This is a genomic window from Ruminococcus sp., assembly GCF_016287535.1.
GTDB lineage: Bacteria > Bacillota > Clostridia > Oscillospirales > Ruminococcaceae > Ruminococcus.
On record NZ_JAEFAJ010000003.1, the window covers coordinates 89,781 to 109,416 of the forward strand.

Annotated in this window: 22 protein-coding genes and 1 tRNA gene; 7 read left to right on the forward strand and 16 right to left on the reverse strand. The window is 44.0% G+C overall.

All coding sequences use genetic code 11. The features are described from left to right. The 9 genes from QZZ36_RS02825 to QZZ36_RS02865 all read right to left on the reverse strand — a co-directional run bounded on the left by QZZ36_RS02825 (window position 1) and on the right by QZZ36_RS02865 (window position 6,341). Window positions 1-471: a hypothetical protein gene (locus QZZ36_RS02825; protein WP_295076390.1), complete on the reverse strand. Its 471-nt coding sequence runs from the start codon at window positions 469-471 to the stop codon at window positions 1-3. Between the two features lie 247 nt (window positions 472-718). After that, complete coding sequence (locus tag QZZ36_RS02830; RefSeq protein ID WP_295076393.1) at window positions 719-1,432, reverse strand: hypothetical protein; 714 nt, start codon at window positions 1,430-1,432, stop codon at window positions 719-721. A 44-nt stretch (window positions 1,433-1,476) separates the two neighbouring features. Then, on the reverse strand, window positions 1,477-2,394 hold the full coding sequence (gene tsf, locus QZZ36_RS02835) for a translation elongation factor Ts (RefSeq protein ID WP_295076395.1): 918 nt from the start codon (window positions 2,392-2,394) through the stop codon (window positions 1,477-1,479). A 170-nt stretch (window positions 2,395-2,564) separates the two neighbouring features. Next, entirely contained in the window at window positions 2,565-3,314 is a 750-nt protein-coding gene (gene rpsB / locus QZZ36_RS02840) for a 30S ribosomal protein S2 (RefSeq protein ID WP_295076398.1), read from the reverse strand. Window positions 3,315-3,474: 160 nt separating this feature from the next. Next, the gene (locus QZZ36_RS02845) at window positions 3,475-3,774 is read right to left on the reverse strand and encodes a YlmC/YmxH family sporulation protein (protein ID WP_295076402.1); all 300 of its coding nucleotides are present in this window, start codon (window positions 3,772-3,774) and stop codon (window positions 3,475-3,477) included. 102 nt (window positions 3,775-3,876) lie between these two features. Then, the gene (locus QZZ36_RS02850; RefSeq protein WP_295076405.1) at window positions 3,877-4,047 is read right to left on the reverse strand and encodes a hypothetical protein; all 171 of its coding nucleotides are present in this window, start codon (window positions 4,045-4,047) and stop codon (window positions 3,877-3,879) included. 94 nt (window positions 4,048-4,141) lie between these two features. Then, window positions 4,142-5,593, reverse strand: a complete 1,452-nt coding sequence (gene hydG, locus QZZ36_RS02855; RefSeq protein ID WP_295076408.1) for a [FeFe] hydrogenase H-cluster radical SAM maturase HydG — start codon at window positions 5,591-5,593, stop codon at window positions 4,142-4,144. Window positions 5,594-5,609: 16 nt separating this feature from the next. Next, a complete protein-coding gene (locus QZZ36_RS02860) occupies window positions 5,610-6,077 on the reverse strand; it encodes a pyridoxamine 5'-phosphate oxidase family protein (protein WP_295076411.1) in 468 nt (155 codons plus the stop codon). A gap of 15 nt (window positions 6,078-6,092) precedes the next feature. Next, a complete protein-coding gene (locus QZZ36_RS02865; protein WP_295076414.1) occupies window positions 6,093-6,341 on the reverse strand; it encodes a TM1266 family iron-only hydrogenase system putative regulator in 249 nt (82 codons plus the stop codon). A 375-nt stretch (window positions 6,342-6,716) separates the two neighbouring features. Here QZZ36_RS02865 and QZZ36_RS02870 point away from each other — a divergent pair, with 375 nt between their 5' ends. The 4 genes from QZZ36_RS02870 (at window position 6,717) to QZZ36_RS02885 (ending at window position 9,144) form a co-directional block, all read left to right on the forward strand. Further along, window positions 6,717-7,280, forward strand: coding sequence for a hypothetical protein (locus tag QZZ36_RS02870; protein WP_295076417.1), 564 nt, complete (start codon window positions 6,717-6,719; stop codon window positions 7,278-7,280). Window positions 7,281-7,449: 169 nt separating this feature from the next. Next, window positions 7,450-7,959, forward strand: a complete 510-nt coding sequence (locus QZZ36_RS02875) for a hypothetical protein (protein ID WP_295076420.1) — start codon at window positions 7,450-7,452, stop codon at window positions 7,957-7,959. Between the two features lie 77 nt (window positions 7,960-8,036). Further along, complete coding sequence (locus tag QZZ36_RS02880; RefSeq protein ID WP_295076423.1) at window positions 8,037-8,516, forward strand: hypothetical protein; 480 nt, start codon at window positions 8,037-8,039, stop codon at window positions 8,514-8,516. 546 nt (window positions 8,517-9,062) lie between these two features. Next, window positions 9,063-9,144: transfer RNA gene (locus tag QZZ36_RS02885), tRNA-Leu, on the forward strand. A gap of 176 nt (window positions 9,145-9,320) precedes the next feature. Here QZZ36_RS02885 and QZZ36_RS02890 read toward each other — a convergent pair. After that, window positions 9,321-9,593: a hypothetical protein gene (locus QZZ36_RS02890; RefSeq protein ID WP_295076426.1), complete on the reverse strand. Its 273-nt coding sequence runs from the start codon at window positions 9,591-9,593 to the stop codon at window positions 9,321-9,323. 565 nt (window positions 9,594-10,158) lie between these two features. Here QZZ36_RS02890 and QZZ36_RS02895 point away from each other — a divergent pair. From QZZ36_RS02895 to QZZ36_RS02905, 3 genes are all read left to right on the forward strand, one after another. Continuing rightward, window positions 10,159-10,494 carry a hypothetical protein gene (locus tag QZZ36_RS02895; protein ID WP_295076429.1) on the forward strand — a complete coding sequence of 112 codons (336 nt, stop codon included), beginning with the start codon at window positions 10,159-10,161 and terminating at the stop codon, window positions 10,492-10,494. A 281-nt stretch (window positions 10,495-10,775) separates the two neighbouring features. Next, window positions 10,776-11,435: an N-acetyltransferase gene (locus QZZ36_RS02900; RefSeq protein ID WP_295076432.1), complete on the forward strand. Its 660-nt coding sequence runs from the start codon at window positions 10,776-10,778 to the stop codon at window positions 11,433-11,435. 105 nt (window positions 11,436-11,540) lie between these two features. After that, the gene (locus QZZ36_RS02905; protein ID WP_295076436.1) at window positions 11,541-12,062 is read left to right on the forward strand and encodes a hypothetical protein; all 522 of its coding nucleotides are present in this window, start codon (window positions 11,541-11,543) and stop codon (window positions 12,060-12,062) included. Window positions 12,063-12,157: 95 nt separating this feature from the next. Here the strand turns inward: QZZ36_RS02905 and QZZ36_RS02910 are convergent, their stop codons facing one another. Genes QZZ36_RS02910 through QZZ36_RS02935 form a run of 6 tightly spaced genes read right to left on the reverse strand, consistent with a single transcriptional unit; the run spans window position 12,158 to window position 19,603 of the window. Further along, entirely contained in the window at window positions 12,158-12,847 is a 690-nt protein-coding gene (locus tag QZZ36_RS02910; protein WP_295076439.1) for an L-ribulose-5-phosphate 4-epimerase, read from the reverse strand. Next, window positions 12,837-14,270, reverse strand: a complete 1,434-nt coding sequence (araA, locus tag QZZ36_RS02915; protein WP_295076442.1) for an L-arabinose isomerase — start codon at window positions 14,268-14,270, stop codon at window positions 12,837-12,839. Before araA ends, QZZ36_RS02910 begins: the two co-directional genes overlap by 11 nt. 19 nt (window positions 14,271-14,289) lie before the next feature. After that, on the reverse strand, window positions 14,290-15,876 hold the full coding sequence (locus QZZ36_RS02920) for an FGGY-family carbohydrate kinase (RefSeq protein ID WP_295076445.1): 1,587 nt from the start codon (window positions 15,874-15,876) through the stop codon (window positions 14,290-14,292). Then, entirely contained in the window at window positions 15,873-16,964 is a 1,092-nt protein-coding gene (locus QZZ36_RS02925) for a sugar ABC transporter permease YjfF (protein ID WP_295076448.1), read from the reverse strand. Before QZZ36_RS02925 ends, QZZ36_RS02920 begins: the two co-directional genes overlap by 4 nt. A 30-nt stretch (window positions 16,965-16,994) precedes the next feature. Beyond that, complete coding sequence (locus QZZ36_RS02930; protein WP_295076451.1) at window positions 16,995-18,092, reverse strand: ABC transporter permease; 1,098 nt, start codon at window positions 18,090-18,092, stop codon at window positions 16,995-16,997. Further along, window positions 18,089-19,603 (reverse strand): sugar ABC transporter ATP-binding protein, encoded by a 1,515-nt coding sequence (locus QZZ36_RS02935; protein ID WP_295076453.1) that lies wholly within the window; start codon window positions 19,601-19,603, stop codon window positions 18,089-18,091. Before QZZ36_RS02935 ends, QZZ36_RS02930 begins: the two co-directional genes overlap by 4 nt. Window positions 19,604-19,636: the final 33 nt, after the last annotated feature.

Genomic DNA, 19,636 nt, shown 5'->3' on the forward strand with positions numbered 1-19,636 from the left:
TCAGTAGCCGCCGTTATTCTTTTTCACCTTCACCCAGACGATGATAAGCACAATAATAAGAACTGCGCATATCATGAAAACATAAAAATATAAACTATTTACAGCCTTATCGAAGATAACGACATTGGTTATAGCTTCATCTCCTATGCCGTATCCGTGTGCCGCCGACATCATACCTGAATTTACCGCAAAATCGCTGCCCTTATGTTCTATTATGCCGTTGATATAATAAAATTCAGGCATTTCATCTTTTCTGCCTTCCATATAATCCGTCCACTGTTCACACACTCCGCTCAGTATCCTGTTACTGATCTCATCCTCAGTATAAAATGTATACACACTGAAATTATCCGGACGGTAGCTTTTGTCATTTCTCATTTTTATAATATCATCAGCTGAGGCATTATCGACAAGATAATAATATCCTGTGACCTTTTCTGGTGAAGCGTGTCTTCCGGATCTACTCTTCACTGCATATCTCGTTTGTGTTGTAAACATACAATAAATGCGTCCTGAATAGCCTTTTATGCCTTTTTCCTTATAACAAATGTTTATTGGTGTTGTATTCAGATCATACGCCTTGCCTTTAAAGTACTTTACAGTTCCTGCGCAGCTTCCAATAAAAAATACACACACAATAATAAACAGATAATCAGCTAATGTTTTTAATTGCTCTTTCATTTTTCTCCCTATCTCAAAAAGGCTGCAGCAAAATATATCAGTATCCTGACTTATTGCGAATCTTCCTTAAAAGCAAGACGACAACCGCGATCATAAAAGCAATAACAGCCACTCCACATATTACCGCTATATATACCCAAACTGCACTGACGGGATTGTTGACAATGATGAGCGGTGTTATCTTCTCATCTTCAAAGCCAAGATCGTGTGCCGCTTTTTCAAGTCCCGAAATATAATCCTGCCTGAATGATACAGTAGAAACACGACCGTCTAAATGATTCAGAGCAGGCATTTTCTCAGATCTGCCCTCCATATAATCATTCCACAGAACACACCGCTTCTCAAGCTCTTCCTTTTCAGCTTCATTACCTGTACAATACGAAAAAACGTAGAAATCCTGCGGTCTGAAGCTATTATCTGACCTCATCTTTTCTATATCATTAGCTCCGCAGTTGTCGCATAGGAAATAGTATCTGTATGTGATCTTATCTCCATTATTATATGCTCTTCTGTTGTGCCGTTTAGTCACGACCTCCTCGGTCTGGTAGAAACTATATATCCGTCCGATATTGCCCTTTACTGCTCTTTCCTCATCGCAGACGCTAATGTCATCAGTATTCAGCTCCAGCGGACGGCCGTTCAAGTATACCGAGGATTCAATCAACGAAAAAACCAACAGACCGCATACCGCTATAAAACAAGCGACCAGCGTTGCGTATTTCTTTCCATGTGTATGATCTCCCTTTATCAAAAAAGCGGCAGCGAAATGTATCGCTGCCGCCCGAAATATGCTGATTACTTTATCATCTTTGCTACTTCGTCAGCAAGATTGTCTTCCTTCTTCTCAATGCCCTCGCCGCGCTCATAGCGAACAACGTCAACGACCTTGATAGAACCGCCGAGCTTCTTTGCCTCAGCGTCAACATAGCCCTGAACTGAGAGCTTGTCATCCTTTACGAAAGCCTGCTCAAGAAGGCAGTTTTCTGTGTAGTACTTTCCTACCTTGCCCTCAACGATCTTAGCGCGGACCTGCTCAGGCTTTGAAGCCATCTTGGGATCCTCAGCCATCTGAGCCATCATGATCTCCTTCTCCTTCTCAAGTACCTCAGCAGGAACCTGCTCGCGGCAGAGATAAGCAGCGTTAAGAGCTGCGGACTGCATAGCTACGTCCTTACCGATAACAGCTACCTGATCAGCAGAAAGATCTGTATCCATCTTAACGAGAACGCCGATGCTGCCGCCATTGTGGATATAGGAAGCAAGCTTGCCCTCAAGTCTTACGAAACGACGGATAACGATATTCTCACGGATCTTCATGCCTGCGAGCTCTGTGAGAGCTTCGCCTACTGTACCATTGCCGCCGCTGATAGGCATATTCTTGAGAGCCTCAACGTCAGCAGGATTCTTTTCGATTATTGTCTTTGCCACGTTGGCAACGAAGTTTCTGATATCATCTGTGTTAGCAGCGAAGTCAGTCTCTGTGTTTACTTCGAGGAGAACGCCTGTATTTCCCTCAACAACAGCTGTAACCACGCCCTCGGCAGCAGCTCTGCCGCTCTTCTTGGCCTGTGTGGCAAGTCCTTTTTCTCTGAGGAACTCGATAGCCTTGTCCATATCGCCATCGTTCTCTTCGAGAGCCTTTTTACAGTCCATCATACCAACGCCTGTGGACTTCATAAGTTCTTTAATTTCTGCAACGGAAACCTTTCCCATTGTTATTACCTCCTAAATTAAAATTGAAAAATTCGGAATTCGGAAAGCGGAATGCGGAATTATTGTATCGCTTATCAGCGATTACTCATAACAAATCATTCAGATGTATCTGCCATCAGGCAGACTCCGCAATTCCTAATTCCTAATTCCGAATTATGAATTATCAGTTATTATTCAGCGTCAGCCTCTGCTGTCTCAGCTTCCTCCTCGGAAACCTCCTCAGTTACTACAGCGTCGTCGCCCTGTCTGCCTTCGATAACAGCGTTAGCAACAGTACCTGCGATGAGCTTTACAGCTCTGATAGCGTCATCGTTGCCGGGTATAACGTAATCGACCTCATCAGGATCGCAGTTTGTATCAACAATAGCAACGATCGGGATGTTGAGCTTCTTAGCCTCAGCTACAGCGATCTTTTCCTTGCGGGGGTCAACGATAAAGAGTGCTGCGGGTAGCTTCTTCATTGTCTTGATACCGCCGAGGAACTTTTCGAGCTTCTCTATCTCAAGGTTGAGCTTAACAACTTCCTTCTTGGGGAGAAGATCGAATGTACCGTCTTCCTCCATTGTGTGGAGCTGCTCAAGTCTCTTGATTCTTGTCTGGATTGTCTTGAAGTTAGTGAGCATACCGCCCAGCCATCTTGCGTTTACATAGTGTGCGCCTGCTCTTGTAGCTTCTTCCTTAACGGAATCGCCAGCCTGCTTCTTTGTACCTACGAAAAGAACTTCGCCGCCCTGAGCTGCAATGTCACGAACGAACATATAAGCCTCTTCGAGCTTCTTGACTGTCTTCTGAAGGTCGATGATGTAGATTCCGTTTCTTTCTGTGAAAATGTACGGAGCCATTTTCGGGTTCCATCTTCTTGTCTGGTGTCCGAAGTGAACGCCTGCTTCAAGAAGCTGCTTCATTGATACTACTCCCATGGTGTAGTCCTCCTTAAAAATTGGTTATTATTAATCCTCCGCCGTACTTTGCTCAGCAGCAACGCAGACATCTGCGCACCAACCGCTGAAAATACCGGCGTGTGAATTGCCTTAATATTATATCATTTCACGTTTTTTTTTTCAAGTATTTTTGCCATATCTATTTCAACAAACTTAAAACACGGTTTCTGCTTCTTTTTGTTGAATTCGACTTTGCGCTGCTTTCAGTCCGCTCTACAAGAACCACTTCATCGCCTATGACCCTTATATCGGCACAGGATATGACTGTATCGGCTGCCCTGCCCAGGAGCCCGAAAAGACGAGCTCCGCCGTATATGATAAGCGATTCGACACTGCCGTTTTCGGTATCTATCTCAATATCGTCGATGAATCCAAGCCTTTCGCCGGATACCATGTCAATGACTTCCTTTCTGCAAATCTCGTCAAATCCAAGAAGCATGAGCTGCACCCCCGCATGATTATATGCAATTACATATTAAAAAATGTAATATCCGGCGGAAGCTGAAAAAATGCAGCAGCTTTTCAGGCTGCCGCACAGTTTTTATTCATCATCATCTTCGTCATCACTGCTGTCGCCTTTTTTCTTGGCAAATACAGTTGTACCTACAGCAAGCAGAATTGCTGCGCCGATTATTGTAAAAAGAGTGAATCTCGGAAAATTATCGCCTGTCTGAGGAGCAATCGCCGCCATCAGCATTAGTGTTTCGTACATTGTACAATCCTCCATAAGTAATATATAAATGTATTGTATCACAGCGATACGTATTTGTCAAATGAAAAGCTATGCTATTTTCGGGCTTGTCGGATCAGAACCGGAAATCGCGCTTTCCGCCGTTCTTTATCTCGTCAAGGTAATCCATAGCTCTCTGACGGCGCTTCTCATCGGGAACATTCTTTATCTCACGCGCAATAAGAGCTTCACCAACTGCCCTTGTCTCAGGAGAAGCATAGTCGGAAAGGTATTCCTGAAGGGTCATAAGAGCGTTTGGGTGACAGCAGTTCTGTATCTGTCCCACCTTGCAGAGCGCCATGAAACGGTCACCTGTACGGCCCTCACGGTAGCAGGCTGTACAGAATGACGGGATATATCCGCCTTCCATGAGCCACTTTACCACCTCGTCCAGCGAACGCTGGTCTGAAACATCGAACTGCTCGGTGTCGTGAGGACGCTCCTCAGGAGTATATCCTGCATAACCGCCTACAGACGTTCTTGAACCGCCTGATATCTGCGATACGCCAAGTCCGAGTACCTTCTCACGGCAGGCTTCGCTCTCACGAGTGGAGATTATCATGCCTGTGTATGGAACGGCGATCCTTATGCAAGCAACTATCTTTGCAAATGTGTCGTCGTCTATACCGTTATCAAAGGTCGTGGGATCAATATCAGAAGCTCTCCTGAGTCTCGGAACACTGATAGTATGCGGACCTACACCGTGTACAGCTTCAAGATGCTCGGCGTGCATAAGAAGTCCTGCGAACTCATACCTGTACTTGTCAAGACCGAAAAGAACGCCCAGACCTACGTCGTCTATGCCGCCCTCCATTGCTCTGTCCATTGCCTCAGTGTGATATGCATAGTTATGCTTTGGTCCTGCCGGATGAAGCTTTTCATAGCTCTCCCTGTGGTATGTCTCCTGGAAGAGTATATATGTACCTATGCCTGCTTCCTTGAGCTTGCGGTAGTTCTCCACTGTTGTGGCTGCGATGTTTACGTTTACACGGCGGATAGCTCCGTTCTTGTGCTTTATGGAATAGATCGTATTGATACATTCGAGGATATACTCGATAGGATTATTTACAGGATCCTCGCCTGATTCGATAGCAAGACGCTTATGTCCCAGATCCTGAAGGGCGATGACCTCCTGACGGAGCTCCTCCTGAGTCAGCTTCTTACGGGGTATCTCCTTGTTCTGTATATGGTACGGACAATATACGCACTTGTTTACGCAGTAATTCGAGAGATACAGCGGTGCGAACATTACTATCCTGTTTCCGTAGAAAGCCTGCTTTATCTCCTTGGCAAGCTCATACATCTTTTCGGTCATTTCCGGTATATCACAGGCAAGAAGAACGCTTGCCTCACGGTGTGAAAGGCCCGCACATTCTACTCCCCTGCCTGTTTTTTTCGGCTTTGCCTTTTCGAGTATCTGCTCAATGAGCTCACGGTTATGCTTGTTCTGCTCCGCATACTCAAGAGTAGCCTTTATCTCCTCGTCATTTATAAAGTCGTCCGCATTCATAGACTTAACATCATACATAATTTTTCCTCCAGTTTTATTTTGCCTTGCAAGACATTGTTTTTACGTCAAGTTTAAACACAGCAGTTCGTCCGAGTACTTTATTGTCGTACTCAAGTCCTGTTCTGCCTGCCGCCTGCTTCATCACATATTCAAGGGCAGCTTTCTTTTCATCGGTATCTTCTATAACGGAAAGGACGCCGTTTCCGATAACGCTCATATACATTGCCGAATGTCCGCAGGCAGTTCCGGCGCTTATAAGCTCATATCCGCCGTCTATCTCAAATCCGACGGAAGGAGACTTCAGTGCAAGCCCGTACTTTCTGCCTGCAACAGCTCCGTGGAAATAAAAGGTGTATTTCCCTCCGCATACAGTATAGCCGTAATTTACAGGCACTATATATACCTCGCCGCAGTCATTGAAGCCTACGCGCATTATCTTCTCACCGGCAATGAAGCTCTCAATCCCGGCGCTGTCCGTTATCTCACGCTCACTTCTTCGCATAAGCTCTGCCACCGGTCATTTCTTCGATATCGCAGCTTTTACGGAAACCCCGTTTATCTGTCCGAGCCTGCCGGTCAGACTGCTTATCACGTCGGGTTCCGCGTCAACAGCTACAGATATCAGCGAAATCCCCCGTTCCTTATAAGGCAGTCCCATCCTGCCGATGATGATATCGCTGTATTCATGCAGCACATTGTTCACCTCAACAGAAGCTGACTGCTCATCAATAACGATGGCTGCCACTGCAATTCTCTTGTTTTCCATTTCTCCTCCTTCGCAGGCTGAAAAGCAGTCAATAAAAAATCCGCCCATGGACGGACGGATAGTATCTGCATATATTATCGCTCAACTGCCATCCGATAACAGAGTTCACACCCTGCTGCCCGAAAACAATATTTTTTTAAAGCCGAGAACAGAATTAATCCTGCTGTCCGCTGTATATATGATATCACATTGTTATATTATTGTCAATGTTATTTGGTTAGCAGCTAATAACAAGGTCCTGCTGCCGATTTTTGTGCAGCTTATCTAATCACCGACGTCAATTTTAAAAAAATTATATAATTTTTAAAAAATCACTGGACAAACTCTTATATTTGTGATATACTGATTTTAGATTTATTTTTGAGGTGATTATTAATGGGTTTATTCTCATTTTTCCAGGGCGGCGCTAAGTATTTCGACAAAAAGATCGAACCTAAGTGCGATTACTGTATGTACGGTAAGAGAACTAAGGACGGCAACAGAGTTCTTTGCGAAAAAAGAGGTCTTGTCGAACAGAATTATTCCTGCAAAGCCTTTATATATTCTCCGTTAAAGAGGATCCCAGTAAAACAGCTCAGATTTGTGGGCAGTATCGCTGATGATGATCTTTTCATCGAGTCAAAGGGTGATATAGCCGAAAAAGAGGAAGCGGAAAAGAAACTGGAGGAAAAAAACAACAAAAAGGCAAACAACAAGCCTGCTGCTGAAAAAGCTCCTGCTGCCGAAGAGAAGCAGCCAACCAGCGAACAGCCTTCCGAGCCTGTTCAGAACAATCCTGCTCCTGTACAGGATGCCCCCTCTCAGGAAGCACCTGAAGTACAGGCAGTTCCTGCTCAGCCGGCTGCTGCACCTGCTCAGGATAATCAGAAAAACGAACCCGAACAGAGTGTTCAGACAGCTGAAAAGCCTGTTCAGCAGAACGAAGCTGCAAGAGTATAAATATCAATGCAAATATGAGGAGTGTCTGTCACTCCTCTTTTTTATACCTTTTATCATCTGCCATGCAGATGATTTTTTTATTTACTTGACAAATCCTGACTAATAGAGTATAATTACTATTGTTGTAACCTTACGCACCGTTCCATTGATGTTCACAAGGATGATTGCTATGAATTTAGAATTAGAAGAAGAGTACGGTCAAAATAGAATAGCATACAAAAGATGTCAGAAATGCTATAATTTCATTGCGATTTTCTACGTTGTTATTTTTGGTATGATCGTATTTGCTGAGTTGTACCTTGGTTTCCTCGGCGGTTCTTTTTATACAGCATTAGGAGCCCTCGTAAGCGGTGCAGTTCTGGCTGCCGGCTTCTGCGGAGCTTATCTTCACAGGAATCTGTTTGCTGCTGCAGCACCTGTTTTGGCTCTTTTAAATTCGACTATCGTACCTTTTATAGCCTTTGTAGTTCCGGTATGCGTTTTATGTACTGTGCTTAATGTTATAGCAAATAAAAAGTATAACTGGCTCGAACAGCAGGACGGCTTCCCGTATTTCAATGTTCGCTACAGAGTTCAGGAAATCGACAACTCACAATGGAACATCAAAGATCCGTACACTCAGAAGTACGAGCAGATCAAAAAACAGGACAATAATAACGGTAAGATGGACGAGATCTGATCCGGTCTTATATACGGGTGCAGTGAAACTGCCATGCGCATAAAATTTCACTGTGTGCTGGGGCCATTGGAGTATATATGTTTGGTAAAAATAAAGTTTGTACATTCAGAATCTGTTCTCCTGTTTATATTATTTTATATGGCTATAATTACAGCGAATTAAACCCGCTTCTCTCAGAGATTATGGAGCTTCTCAATATAACTGTTGATATAAAAGAAATAGAAAAAACTTTTATTGATACTCCATGCGGTCAGGGTGATATATGGGTATTCGGAGATCACGCTAAAAATTGTATTGTTTTTGATTTATACCGTGAACCTACAGATCAGCTGGACATCATTGATTTCGGTGTGATCTGCAGCAATAAAATGTATAACAGAATGTATGAACTGATCTATGCCATGTACAAAGAGATCAATAAGAAAGTAAAATTCAGAGCATATGATATTAATACTCCATTGTGGGCAAAATCAGTTATCAATGGTGACGATGTTTTTAAATACTGCAACTATATAGACAAATCCTTTGCAACACAAAAAATCAGATACATAAAGTAAATATGCGGGTGTGGTGAAATTGGCAGACACGTTAGATTTCGTTCATGCTACGTTATTGGAATAAAAACGGAGGTGCTTTGGATGTTTCAACGTTTTTTCAGTTATATTGAATCATTCATAAGTTCTTCTGCGTTCAAAAACGAAAAGGAAGGAAAAGTTCGTATATCGTTTAAGTATCTTTTAATAGAGATTATCCTTTTAACTCTCGTAGTTGTTTATAACAATTTCAAATCAGTACTTCCTATTAACTGCTTATTCATATACATAATCGCTCTTTTAGCGATTATTATCAGTCTGATAATCTGTTTTGCATGGAAAATAGATTATGATGAATATGAAATAGTTTACAGAACATGGTATTTTCGTAAGTATACATTTACATATCACGATATCAGGAACATTTATACAAGTAAAGCGTTTCGTAAATACGAATTGACTACTGATAATGTTAAGATAACCATGTATGAAAGTTCAATGTCCGGTGTCAAAACCTTTATTGATTTTGCAAAGAAAAACACTTCTTCAAGTATTACAAAAATTTAATATGCGGGTGTGGTGAAATTGGCAGACACGTCAGATTTAGGTTCTGATGCCGTAAGGTGTGCAGGTTCAAGTCCTGTCACCCGCACTGATATATTTTTTCGCGTCATGATTTCTCATGACGCCTTTTTCATTCATTACACAGTATATAAGCAAAGCCGCAAGAAAAAACCTGCGGCTGTTATTATACATTTGTATGAATACATTTATATGCGTATAATTTTATTTCAGACATAGCATTTATATCTTTGACGCAATCCGCAATTAAAACTCTTCCACGTCATGATTCAGAAAAGTGCCGAAATAACGTGAAAAGAATTCCCTGTTCTCAACTTTCGGAACATCAAAGTTTTCACCATAATATCTTTCAAATACCTGAAGCATTTCATCAAAGCAATTGCTGAAATTGTGCTGAATGAACATATCGATATTTTCTTCTTTACATCGCGTTTTCAGATATTCAGTCTTGATATCAGGATACCTGTTCCAGACCTTTACAAGCTCAATATATACGTGTTCAAATCTTGTCCCAAACATATCTCATTCTCCTTTTTGATGATATTGTATCTTCGTATGGCGTAAAAAATATGCATAATAAGCTCACAGATATTGAGTTTATATGATTATAGCATATTTTATTCCGGATTACAATAACTATTTTGTTAAATTCCGCTTAATTCGTAAGCTTATTTTATAAAAATTGCTTTTTTATGAACTTTTTCTGATATGAACAGTCTTATAATCTTAACATTATAACTTGTACATACAGATTCTTTTTTATGTAAATACTCCCGATGGAATGTACGTCAATAAAATCTTTTTACGCAAAAATCCAGCTTTGTTTTAGTTCGGTTTTATCCATTTAGTATATTCGCAGTGATAATAAACCCGCTGCAAATGTCGTGTTACCGATGTTTTGTCCACAAAACTTTGTTGAACATATCATAACAAATGGAATTAATATACAATTTGTTTAGTAGAAATTGTAGCAGTATCACGAATATGATTAACAAAATGTGACTTTTCATGAAAAAGCATTTACAAATCACGTAATAAAGGGTATTATAATAACATACTTCATTCTTTTTAGGGGGCATTTTTTATGAGATTATTTACAGTATTGGGCGAGATCTACGACGACGTCGTGTCAGGCAGAAACACTTATATGTATGATGATGACTATGACTGCTTGTACCTGACCGTGAGCAAGGAGTTCGTAAACCACGCTCTGGAGAAGAAATGTGACGATTGTGGAGTTCTTGTCTTTACAATGGATCACGACTTCAATTATACGCTGGACAGCGTTCTCATCGATCAGGACGAACAGCCGCGTGATCTGAGAGAGGAAATAGCTGAATATATTGACCGTTATGAGGTCAATGAGCAGTATTACGAGCTTAGCAGCGCACTCTCCCATGTGTTTTGCAGAATTAACTGAGACCGAAGAACCGTCTTGATAAAAGGCGGTTCTTTTTTTGACAGGTAAAAACATACTGAACGCCGAAATATATAGAGGCAGCTTCTCTGCATACGCTTGACAACCACGCAATACTGCTGTACAATATATATGCAGATCAACAAATGCTGCAATATTTATTTTTAAGGAGATCGTTGTTTGAAAAACAATAACAGACCTGAGATAGCAGCGTAAACGGAAGGTTTGCGAATACTATCCACACAAACCTCCCGTGTCCGGTCAACTATTTCAGGAGGAAAAAAATGAATAATAATGACTATATCATACGTCCGGAAACAGAAAAAGACTACCGCGAGGTTGAGAATCTCGCCCGTGAAGCATTCTGGAACCTCAGCAAGCCCGGCTGTGACGAGCACTACTTTATACATACTCTGCGCTCACACAAGGACTTTATCCCTGAGCTCGACTATGTTCTTGAGCTTGACGGAATAATAATCGCATCGGTTATGTATTCCAGAAGCAGACTTACCGATGAGAACGGCAATGAAAAGAACATCGTCACTATGGGTCCGCTCTGCGTACTGCCCGGTTTTCAGCGCAAAGGCTACGGAAAGGCTCTGCTTGAACATTCATTTATCAAGGCAGCTGAAATTGGTTACGATACCGTTATCAACTTCGGAAACCCTGATAACTATGTTGCAAGAGGATATAAGAGCTGCCGGAGGTACAACGTGTGCTTTGAGGGAGATATCTTCCCTGCCGCTCTGCTTGTAAAGGTGCTGAAGAGCGACGCTCTCGACGGCAGGAAATGGTTCTATCACCCAAGCGACGCAGATCATCCCTGTGAGGATACAGAGGCACTCGAAAGATTCGATGCGCTTTTCCCAACGAAGGTAAAGGGCTGGCAGCCAAGTCAGGAGGAGTTCTATATCCACAGCCATTCTGTAATAAACCGCGAATAATGATATCAGATACATCCGACCTTAGGGTCGGATGTATTTTTTCTTGACTATCACTCCCTTTAAGAGTATAATTATATTGATATTCAACACAAGGGAGGTTATTTTATGGAACTTGAAGAGGAATACGCACGGAACAGAACTGCAATGAAAAATATAAAGAATCAGGATACCCAATGCTTTATCGTATACGCTTTAAATCTTATATTTATATTATTCATGGTCTTTTATTTTGCAATGACAGGCAGATACTTATATCTGATAATATGCTTGATAACAATATGTACTTCTGTTACAGGTTTTTTCAGCGTATATAAAAAAAGCACTCCTCTTGCGATAATTTCAGCTTCATTGATGGCAGCCGAGATCGTACTGTTATTCATGGAACTTGGTTTTTCATTGATACCTCTTTTCGGCTTCGGAGTATGTATGTATTACGCTGTTATAAATGTTATCAACTGCAAAAAATATGAATGGCTCAGTCAGCAGGACGGCTTTCCGCATTTTGAGATCCATCAGAAAATGTATGAAATGGAAAAGACTCAGTGGACTATAAAGGACCCTTACACACAGAGAAAAGAAGAGATTGAGAAAAGGAACTCCGATTCTGACGGCATGGAAAACCTTTGATATATGAAAATAAAAAAGCAGAACTCCGCACATAATGCGGAGTTCTGCTTTTTTCTCGGAGGGAAAACCATTTCAACACGTGAAATGATATGTTGTCATTTTTTCTGCCCGTAATAAGCGTTTGCTCCGTGCTTGCGGAAGAAATGCTTATCAAGCAGTCTCTGTGGCATTACCGGTGTATCCGGACGAAGGGTCTTTGTTATCCAAGCCATTGCGGAAAGCTCTTCAAGAACTACCGAGTTATGAACAGCCTCCATGCAGTCCCTGCCCCATACAAACGGACCGTGATTGGCTACAAGAGCCGCAGGTACGTTCTTATAGTCAGGACAGCATTCAACGATCACCCTGCCTGTTTCAAGTTCGTAATCGCCCTTTACCTCTTCATCTGTCATCTCCCTTGTACACGGTATCTCACCGTAGAAATAGTCGCCGTGGGTCGTTCCCAGTGCAGGGATACCCATGCAAGCCTGTGCGAAGGAAGTCGCATATCGGCTGTGAGTATGTACTACACCGCATATGCCGTCAAAATTCCTGTATATCTCAAGATGAGTAGGAGTATCACTGGAGGGTGAAAGCTCACCCTCCACCTTTTTGCCGTCGATAGTCAGCACAACTATGTCATCGGCAGTCATTGAATCATATTCCACACCGCTGGGCTTTATGGCGATAAGACCTGTTTCACGGTCATATTCGCTGACATTTCCCCATGTGAAGGTAACAAGTCCGTATTTTGGGAGCAGAAGATTTGCTTTAAGAACACGTTCTTTCAGTGCCTTAACGTCCATATATCACATCTCCGATCATGATGTCGCGTTCCAACTTTTCCTTTGTAGTGTCCTTGTTGATAACTACAAGTTCTATACCCATGATACGTGCGAAATCTCTTACAGTCTCGTCAGTGATATCATAAGAAAGCACTGTATGATGTGCTCCGCCTGCGATTATCCAGCACTCAAGTCCTTCAAGGAACGAGGGTGCAGGTCTCCACATTGTTCTTGCAACAGGAAGATTGGGCATTGTCTGGAAAGGCTTCTCACACTGGACATCCTGCTGGATAAGTCTGAATCTTCCGCCTATGTCTATAAGCGACAAAGCCTTTGCAGAACCTGCTCTGCCTTCAAATACTACTCTTGCAGGAGCTTCCTTTCCGCCTATTCCAAGATGATGTACTTCTATACGCGGTCTGTCTGCTGCGATGGACGGGCAGACCTCAAGCATATGTGAGCCGAGTATAAGCTCTTTAGAATAATCGTATGTATAATCCTCCATAAATGAGGTATTTCCGTCCGGATACATTGCCTTGACGATAGCTGTCATACCGGCTGTTTTCCAGTCGCCCTCAGCGCCGAAACCGTAGCCCTTCTGCATAAGGTGCTGTGTTGCAAGTCCGGGAAGCTGCTTCATGCCGTGAAGATCCTCAAATGTATTCGAGAAAGCCTTTGCGCCCTCGCGTACAAGTATCTTCTCGATAGCGATCTCCTCGCGTGCCTGATATCTTATAGTATCCTCGTCAGCCTTATTGTAATCATAAAGCTCGGCATACTCCTTCACAAGAGCATCTATCTCAGAATCGGTAACAGCGTTCATTATCTCAACAAGATCGCCTACCGCAAAGGTATTTACCTGCCAGCCAAGCCTGAGCTGTGCTTCGATCTTGTCGCCCTCTGTAACGGCAACCTCACGCATATTATCACCGAAACGAACAATTTTCAGGCTTCTGCTGAACATAACACCTACAGCCGCACGCTGCCACTCAGCGATCTTAGCCTGTACCTTTGGATCTTTCCAGTGACCTGCCACTACAGCTCTCGGCATACGCAGACGAGCCCCAATGAAGCCATGCTCCCTGTCGCCGTGCGCCGACTGGTGCAGATTCATGTAATCCATGTCGATAGCTTCATTGGGAATAGTCTCGTTGAACTGCGTGTGAAAGTGAAGCCAAGGCTTTTGTAAGATTGCAAGTCCGTTTATCCACATTTTGGAAGGTGAAAAGGTGTGACAGAAGGTTATTATTCCTGCACACTCATCATCATAGTTTGCTTCTCTGATGATCTTTTCTATTTCGGATTCTGTCTTTACTGTGAGCTTATACTCAACAGGAAAAGGAAGCTTGAGTCCGTCAACTATCTTTTTTGAGTCCTCCTCGACCTGTCTGAGAGTTTCCTCACCGTACAGGAACTGTGAACCCGTTATAAACCAGAATTTCATACTGTATCTTTCCTTTCTGTTATTCGGCATCTGCAGCTCTTACAGCTGAAAGTCCCGAAATATATTTTTTCATATATGCATTTATACCATCGACATCCTCCTGCGAAGGAGATACGGTACTTCCCTTCATACCGGCAAATACCCTGTCGTTAAGGTAATCAACGAGGGTCTCATCACCGTTCCTGTTCACCATGTATGAGGCAAGCAGCGCTATTCCCCATGCACCGCCTTCGCCTGCGGTCTGCATCAGCGTAACATCCGCACCGAGTGCAGCCGCAAGGAAGTTCTGGCTTGGGAAAGGCGTTTTGAAGAAACCGCCGTGAGCAAATATCCGTTCGAGCTTTACGTGCTCCTGTTCTGTAAGTATGTCCATGCCCGCTTTCAGCGAAGCGACGCAGGAATATACAAGACTGCGGGCGAGATTCCTTATACTGAACACTGAATCGGGACTGCGCATCAGCAGCGGTCTTCCGTCCTTTATTCCGGTAACAGGCTCGCCGGCGTAATAGTTGTAGGAGATAATGCCGTCGCAGTCAGGATCACCCTCAGCTGCAAGGGAATAGAGCATATCATAAAGCTTCCCCTTGGGCAAGTCAACTCCGGCTTCGCTGAGGAAACCGCCGAACATACCGAACCATGCGTCAAGATCTGATGTGCAGCTGTTGCAGTGTACCATTGCCACAGGAGCTCCGCAGGGAGTTGTTACTATATCTATCTCGCGGTGTACCGCCGCAAGATTTTCTTCAAGAACTATCATCGAGAATATCGACGTTCCTGCTGAAACATTTCCGGTTCTCGGAGTAATGCTGTTTGTAGCAGCCATGCCTGTCTGTGCGTCGCCCTCCGGCGGACAGAACGGCACTCCGGGTCTGAACGTGCCGGTAGGATCAAGGAGACGCGCCCCTTCTTCCGTAAGCCTTCCTGCGCAGTTCCCTGCCTGTACTATGACCGGCAGCAGTCCGGAAAGCTTTGTCCGCAGCTCAGTACCTGCCGCAAGCTCATCAAACTTTTTAAGCATTGCGGCATCATAATCGCAGGTCTCCGGATCTATCGGGAAGATGCCCGAAGCGTCTCCTGCACCTATCACCTTTTCGCCGGTGAGGATATAGTGTACATATCCTGCAAGAGTCGTCATAAACGCGAGCCTTCCTATATGGGGCTCGTTGTTCAGAACAGCCTGATAAAGATGGGCTATGCTCCAGCGCTGAGGGATATTGAAGCTGAAGGCTTCCGTCAGTCTGTCAGCCGCCTCCTCAGTCATCGTATTGCGCCATGTTCTGAACGGAACGAGCTGATGATCGTTTTCATCAAACGCAAGATATCCGTGCATCATCGCAGATATGCCGATACCTGCGGCTGTTTCGAGTTTTATATTGTAATCTGCTTCTACATTTTTCATCAGATCGGCAAAGCATTCCTGCAGTCCTGACCTTACGCTGTCGAGCGAATAGGTCCATACTCCGTCCGCAAGTTCATTCTGCCAGTCGTGTACGCCTGACGCCAGCGGTGTATGGTCCTCGCCGATAAGTACCGCTTTGATACGGGTCGAACCGAACTCGATACCAATTACTGCTTTACCGTTTTTTATCTGTTCTGCACTGCTCATGATTTTACTCCTTTTGCTTCAACTGACTTTGTTGCCGAAAGATTAGCCTTCTTGCGGCGGGCGATGATGATACTCTGGATTATAAGGAATATACAAAGCATAGAAGCGTTTGTGATTCCTGTCCACCACGCCTGGTCAAGTCCTACTGATGATACGATCTGCTGAATAAGAGCAAGCGATAGTACGCCGAAAAGTGTTCCTATGATATTTCCGACGCCGCCTGTAAGCATGGTTCCGCCGATGATCGACGAAGCGATCGCGTTCATCTCAGCTCCCGCTGCATGAGATGCCGATCCCGAGCCTACGTGCATAAAATACACGAATCCACCAATTCCGCCTAAAATACCGCACATGAGGTATGCAAGGAATGTCGTTCTCTTTACATTTATTCCCAGCATGAGTGCGCTTTGTCTGTTGCCGCCCACTGCATAAAAGCTTCTTCCTGTCTTTGTCCATTTAAGGAAGATAAAAAGTGCGGCAACTGTAATAAGTGCGATCACTACGCCGATCTCTATATATGCGTCGATGTAATCGCCTCTTTTGTTCACCGATCCCATACCAGGGATGATGATCCTTGTTTCCTTGAGCTTTACGAACGCTTCATTCTTTACATTGAAAGGATTGGTATGTACGATAGTCGTCATACCTCTTGCAAAGAACATACCTGCAAGCGTTACTATAAAAGGCTGTATATCCAGATAAGCTACAAGGAAGCCCTGTACCAGTCCGAATGCAAGACCGATTCCGAGTGATATCATTACTGCTCCGAAAATGCTTCCGCCGTGATAATCAAGTGAAACAGCTGCGCTCATACTTACAAGAGCTGCCATTCCGCCAAGCGATATATCGATACCGCCAGTTATCATTACAAGCGTCATTCCGCAGGAAAGTATGATAAGCGCGGCATTTCCGTTGAGCATATTGAAAAATGTCTGTCCTTTGACGAAGCCTTCACCAAGTCCGAATATCGCGAACAAATACATAAGTATATACACGATGATCGTTATGGACATAAGAAGATTGGTATCAGATAATCCTCTTGTAAGACGCCGGAACGATCTTCCGGCAGTCATATCCTTCTGCGGCATATATTATTCCTCCATTCCACGCCTTCATTTTCAGCTTTTGCTCACCGCACCGGCGGGAGCACGCAGTTTCTTGAAAACTGCTGCTATCTTTTCTCTTACTATCGGTGCGCTGAGTACCACAAGAACGATAACTACTACCGCTTTATAGGCAGGAAGAGCATCCGACTGCACCTGAAATTTGTAAAGCGTTGTGGTAAGGAACTGTATAACATACGCTCCGAGTATTGACGCAGATATCTTGAATTTTCCGCCGCTGAGCGAATTGCCTCCCAGGGCAACGGCAAGGATAGCGTCCATTTCTATATCCTTCGCAACTACAGAATAGTTGATAGTTGAAAGTCTGCTGACTTTGATGAAGCCTGCCACTGCTACGCACAGTCCAAGTATAACATATGTTATGAACTTGATAAACGCCGGATTGAGACCGTTCAGACGTGAGGACTTTTCATTGATTCCGACTGACTGAACATACAGTCCGAGGTTTGTGAATTTCAGAGCCAGACAAATAATTATTATGCAGGCTACTGTGATGAAAAACGGTGTCGGCACCGGTATTCCCGGAATATAACCGCCGAAGAACGTGAAAGTTCTGTCAGTAATTACCGGGAGCTCGTTATTGTTTATCCATGCCGCTATCGAACGTCCGGCTGTAAAGAGTATCAGCGTTGCGACCATAGGCTGTATCTTGAATACAGAGACCAGAACACCATTGAAAGCGCCGCAGGCCATTGCCGCAAGACAGCTAATAAGGAATGCAACTATAATAGGAGCCTGCAGTGTTTCAGGACGTGAATTAGTTCCGCAAAGCACCCTCAGCACCACGCTGCCGCTGATGGCTATTACCGCTCCGACGCTGATATCCTGTCCTCGTGAAGCAGCTGTTACGAGCGTCATTCCGATAGCAAGTATCGCAAGCTCTGAGCCGTAGTCTATTATCGAGATAAGATTTCCCGAAAGGACCGGGTCGCCGTTGCTGTTATATCCTATCGTTATTTTGAAGAATGACGGATCAGCTATAAAATTGAAGATCGCAAGTATAAGCAGCGCAGCGATCGGGATAAATATCTGATTTCTCACTATTGCAGACAAAAATGAACTTTTGCCCGCAGTTCTGCTCTTTCCTGTCATTCCCGGTCACCTCCTGCGATTGTATTCATAATTGTGTTCTGAGTAAGCTGATCGCCTGTAAGCTCGCCTACAAGCTTACGGTCACGCATAACGAGCAGCCTTGAACAAGTACGCAGCATCTCATCAGTTTCCGAGGAAATGAAGGTTATGCTCATGCCTTCCGAAGCGAGCTTCAGCACAAGCTTCTGTATATCGACCTTAGTGCCTACATCAATACCGCGGGTAGGTTCATCGAGAATGAGATATTCCGGCTTTGTCAGCAGCCAGCGTCCGAGAATTACCTTCTGCTGATTACCGCCTGAAAGAGACTTTACAGGTGTATTTACCGAAGCTGTCTTGATATCGAGCAGCTTTATGTATTCCTCAGCAAATTTGACCGCCTCAGCCTTTGAGAACGGTTTGAAGAATCCTTTTTTCACCTGAAGTGCAAGTATGATATTATCGCGGACGGAAAGATCTCCTACGATACCGTCGCTTTTACGGTCCTCGGAAAGATAGGCAATACCGTTCTTCATAGCGTCGATGGGCTTGTTTATCTTTACTTCCCTGCCCTTGACCTTGACTTTTCCGCCTGTGACCTTGTCAGCTCCGAAAATAGCTCTTACGCACTCGCTTCTGCCCGAACCGAGAAGACCGGTGAAGCCGTTGACTTCACCTTTGCGTATATTGAAGTTGAATGGCTTGATGCCTTCTGAGCTGCAAAGCCCTTCCGCTTCATACACATATTCCTTTGACTTATCGCTGAAAGCAGGCATATCATTTTTGATATCCGCCATATCGTCCAGTTCCTTGCCCAGCATTTTTGAAACGAGCTGAACACGGGGAAGATTTTCGATCTCATACTCTCCCACGAGCTGTCCGTCCCTGAGTACGGTAATCCTGTCGCAGACCTCGTATACCTGGTCAAGAAAGTGAGTAACGAATATTATACCTACTCCACGTTCCTTCAGCTGCCTCATAAGCTTAAAGAGCTTCTCTACCTCTGATTCGTCCAGTGAAGACGTCGGCTCGTCGAGTATGAGAACGCTGCATTCCATATCGACAGCTCTTGCGATAGCGACCATCTGCTGCACCGCGATAGAGCAGCTTGCAAGCTGCTGATTGGGCTTAACGGCTATACCGAGTGAATCAAGCAGTTTACCTGCCTGACTGTTCATACTTTTCCAGTTAACGAGTCTGTTTTTGCCTCTGCCAAGGAATATATTCTCTGCGACAGAAAGGTTGGGGCAGAGAGATATCTCCTGATAAACGGTGCTTATTCCAAGGTTCTGCGCTTCCTGCGGAGAATGTATCTGTACCGGACCGTCATGTCCCTTTATGAAGATATCTCCGCTGTCTTTTATATGCACACCCGTAAGAACCTTTATAAGAGTTGATTTACCTGCGCCGTTTTCGCCCATAAGAGCGTGTATCTCTCCCTCACGGAGCGTAAAATCCACATTTCTCAGAGCCTTTACTCCCGGAAATGATTTATATATCCCTCGCATTTCCAGCAATGATTTCTCTTGCATTGCTTTTCCTCCTAAGTGAGTTTCATGCTCATC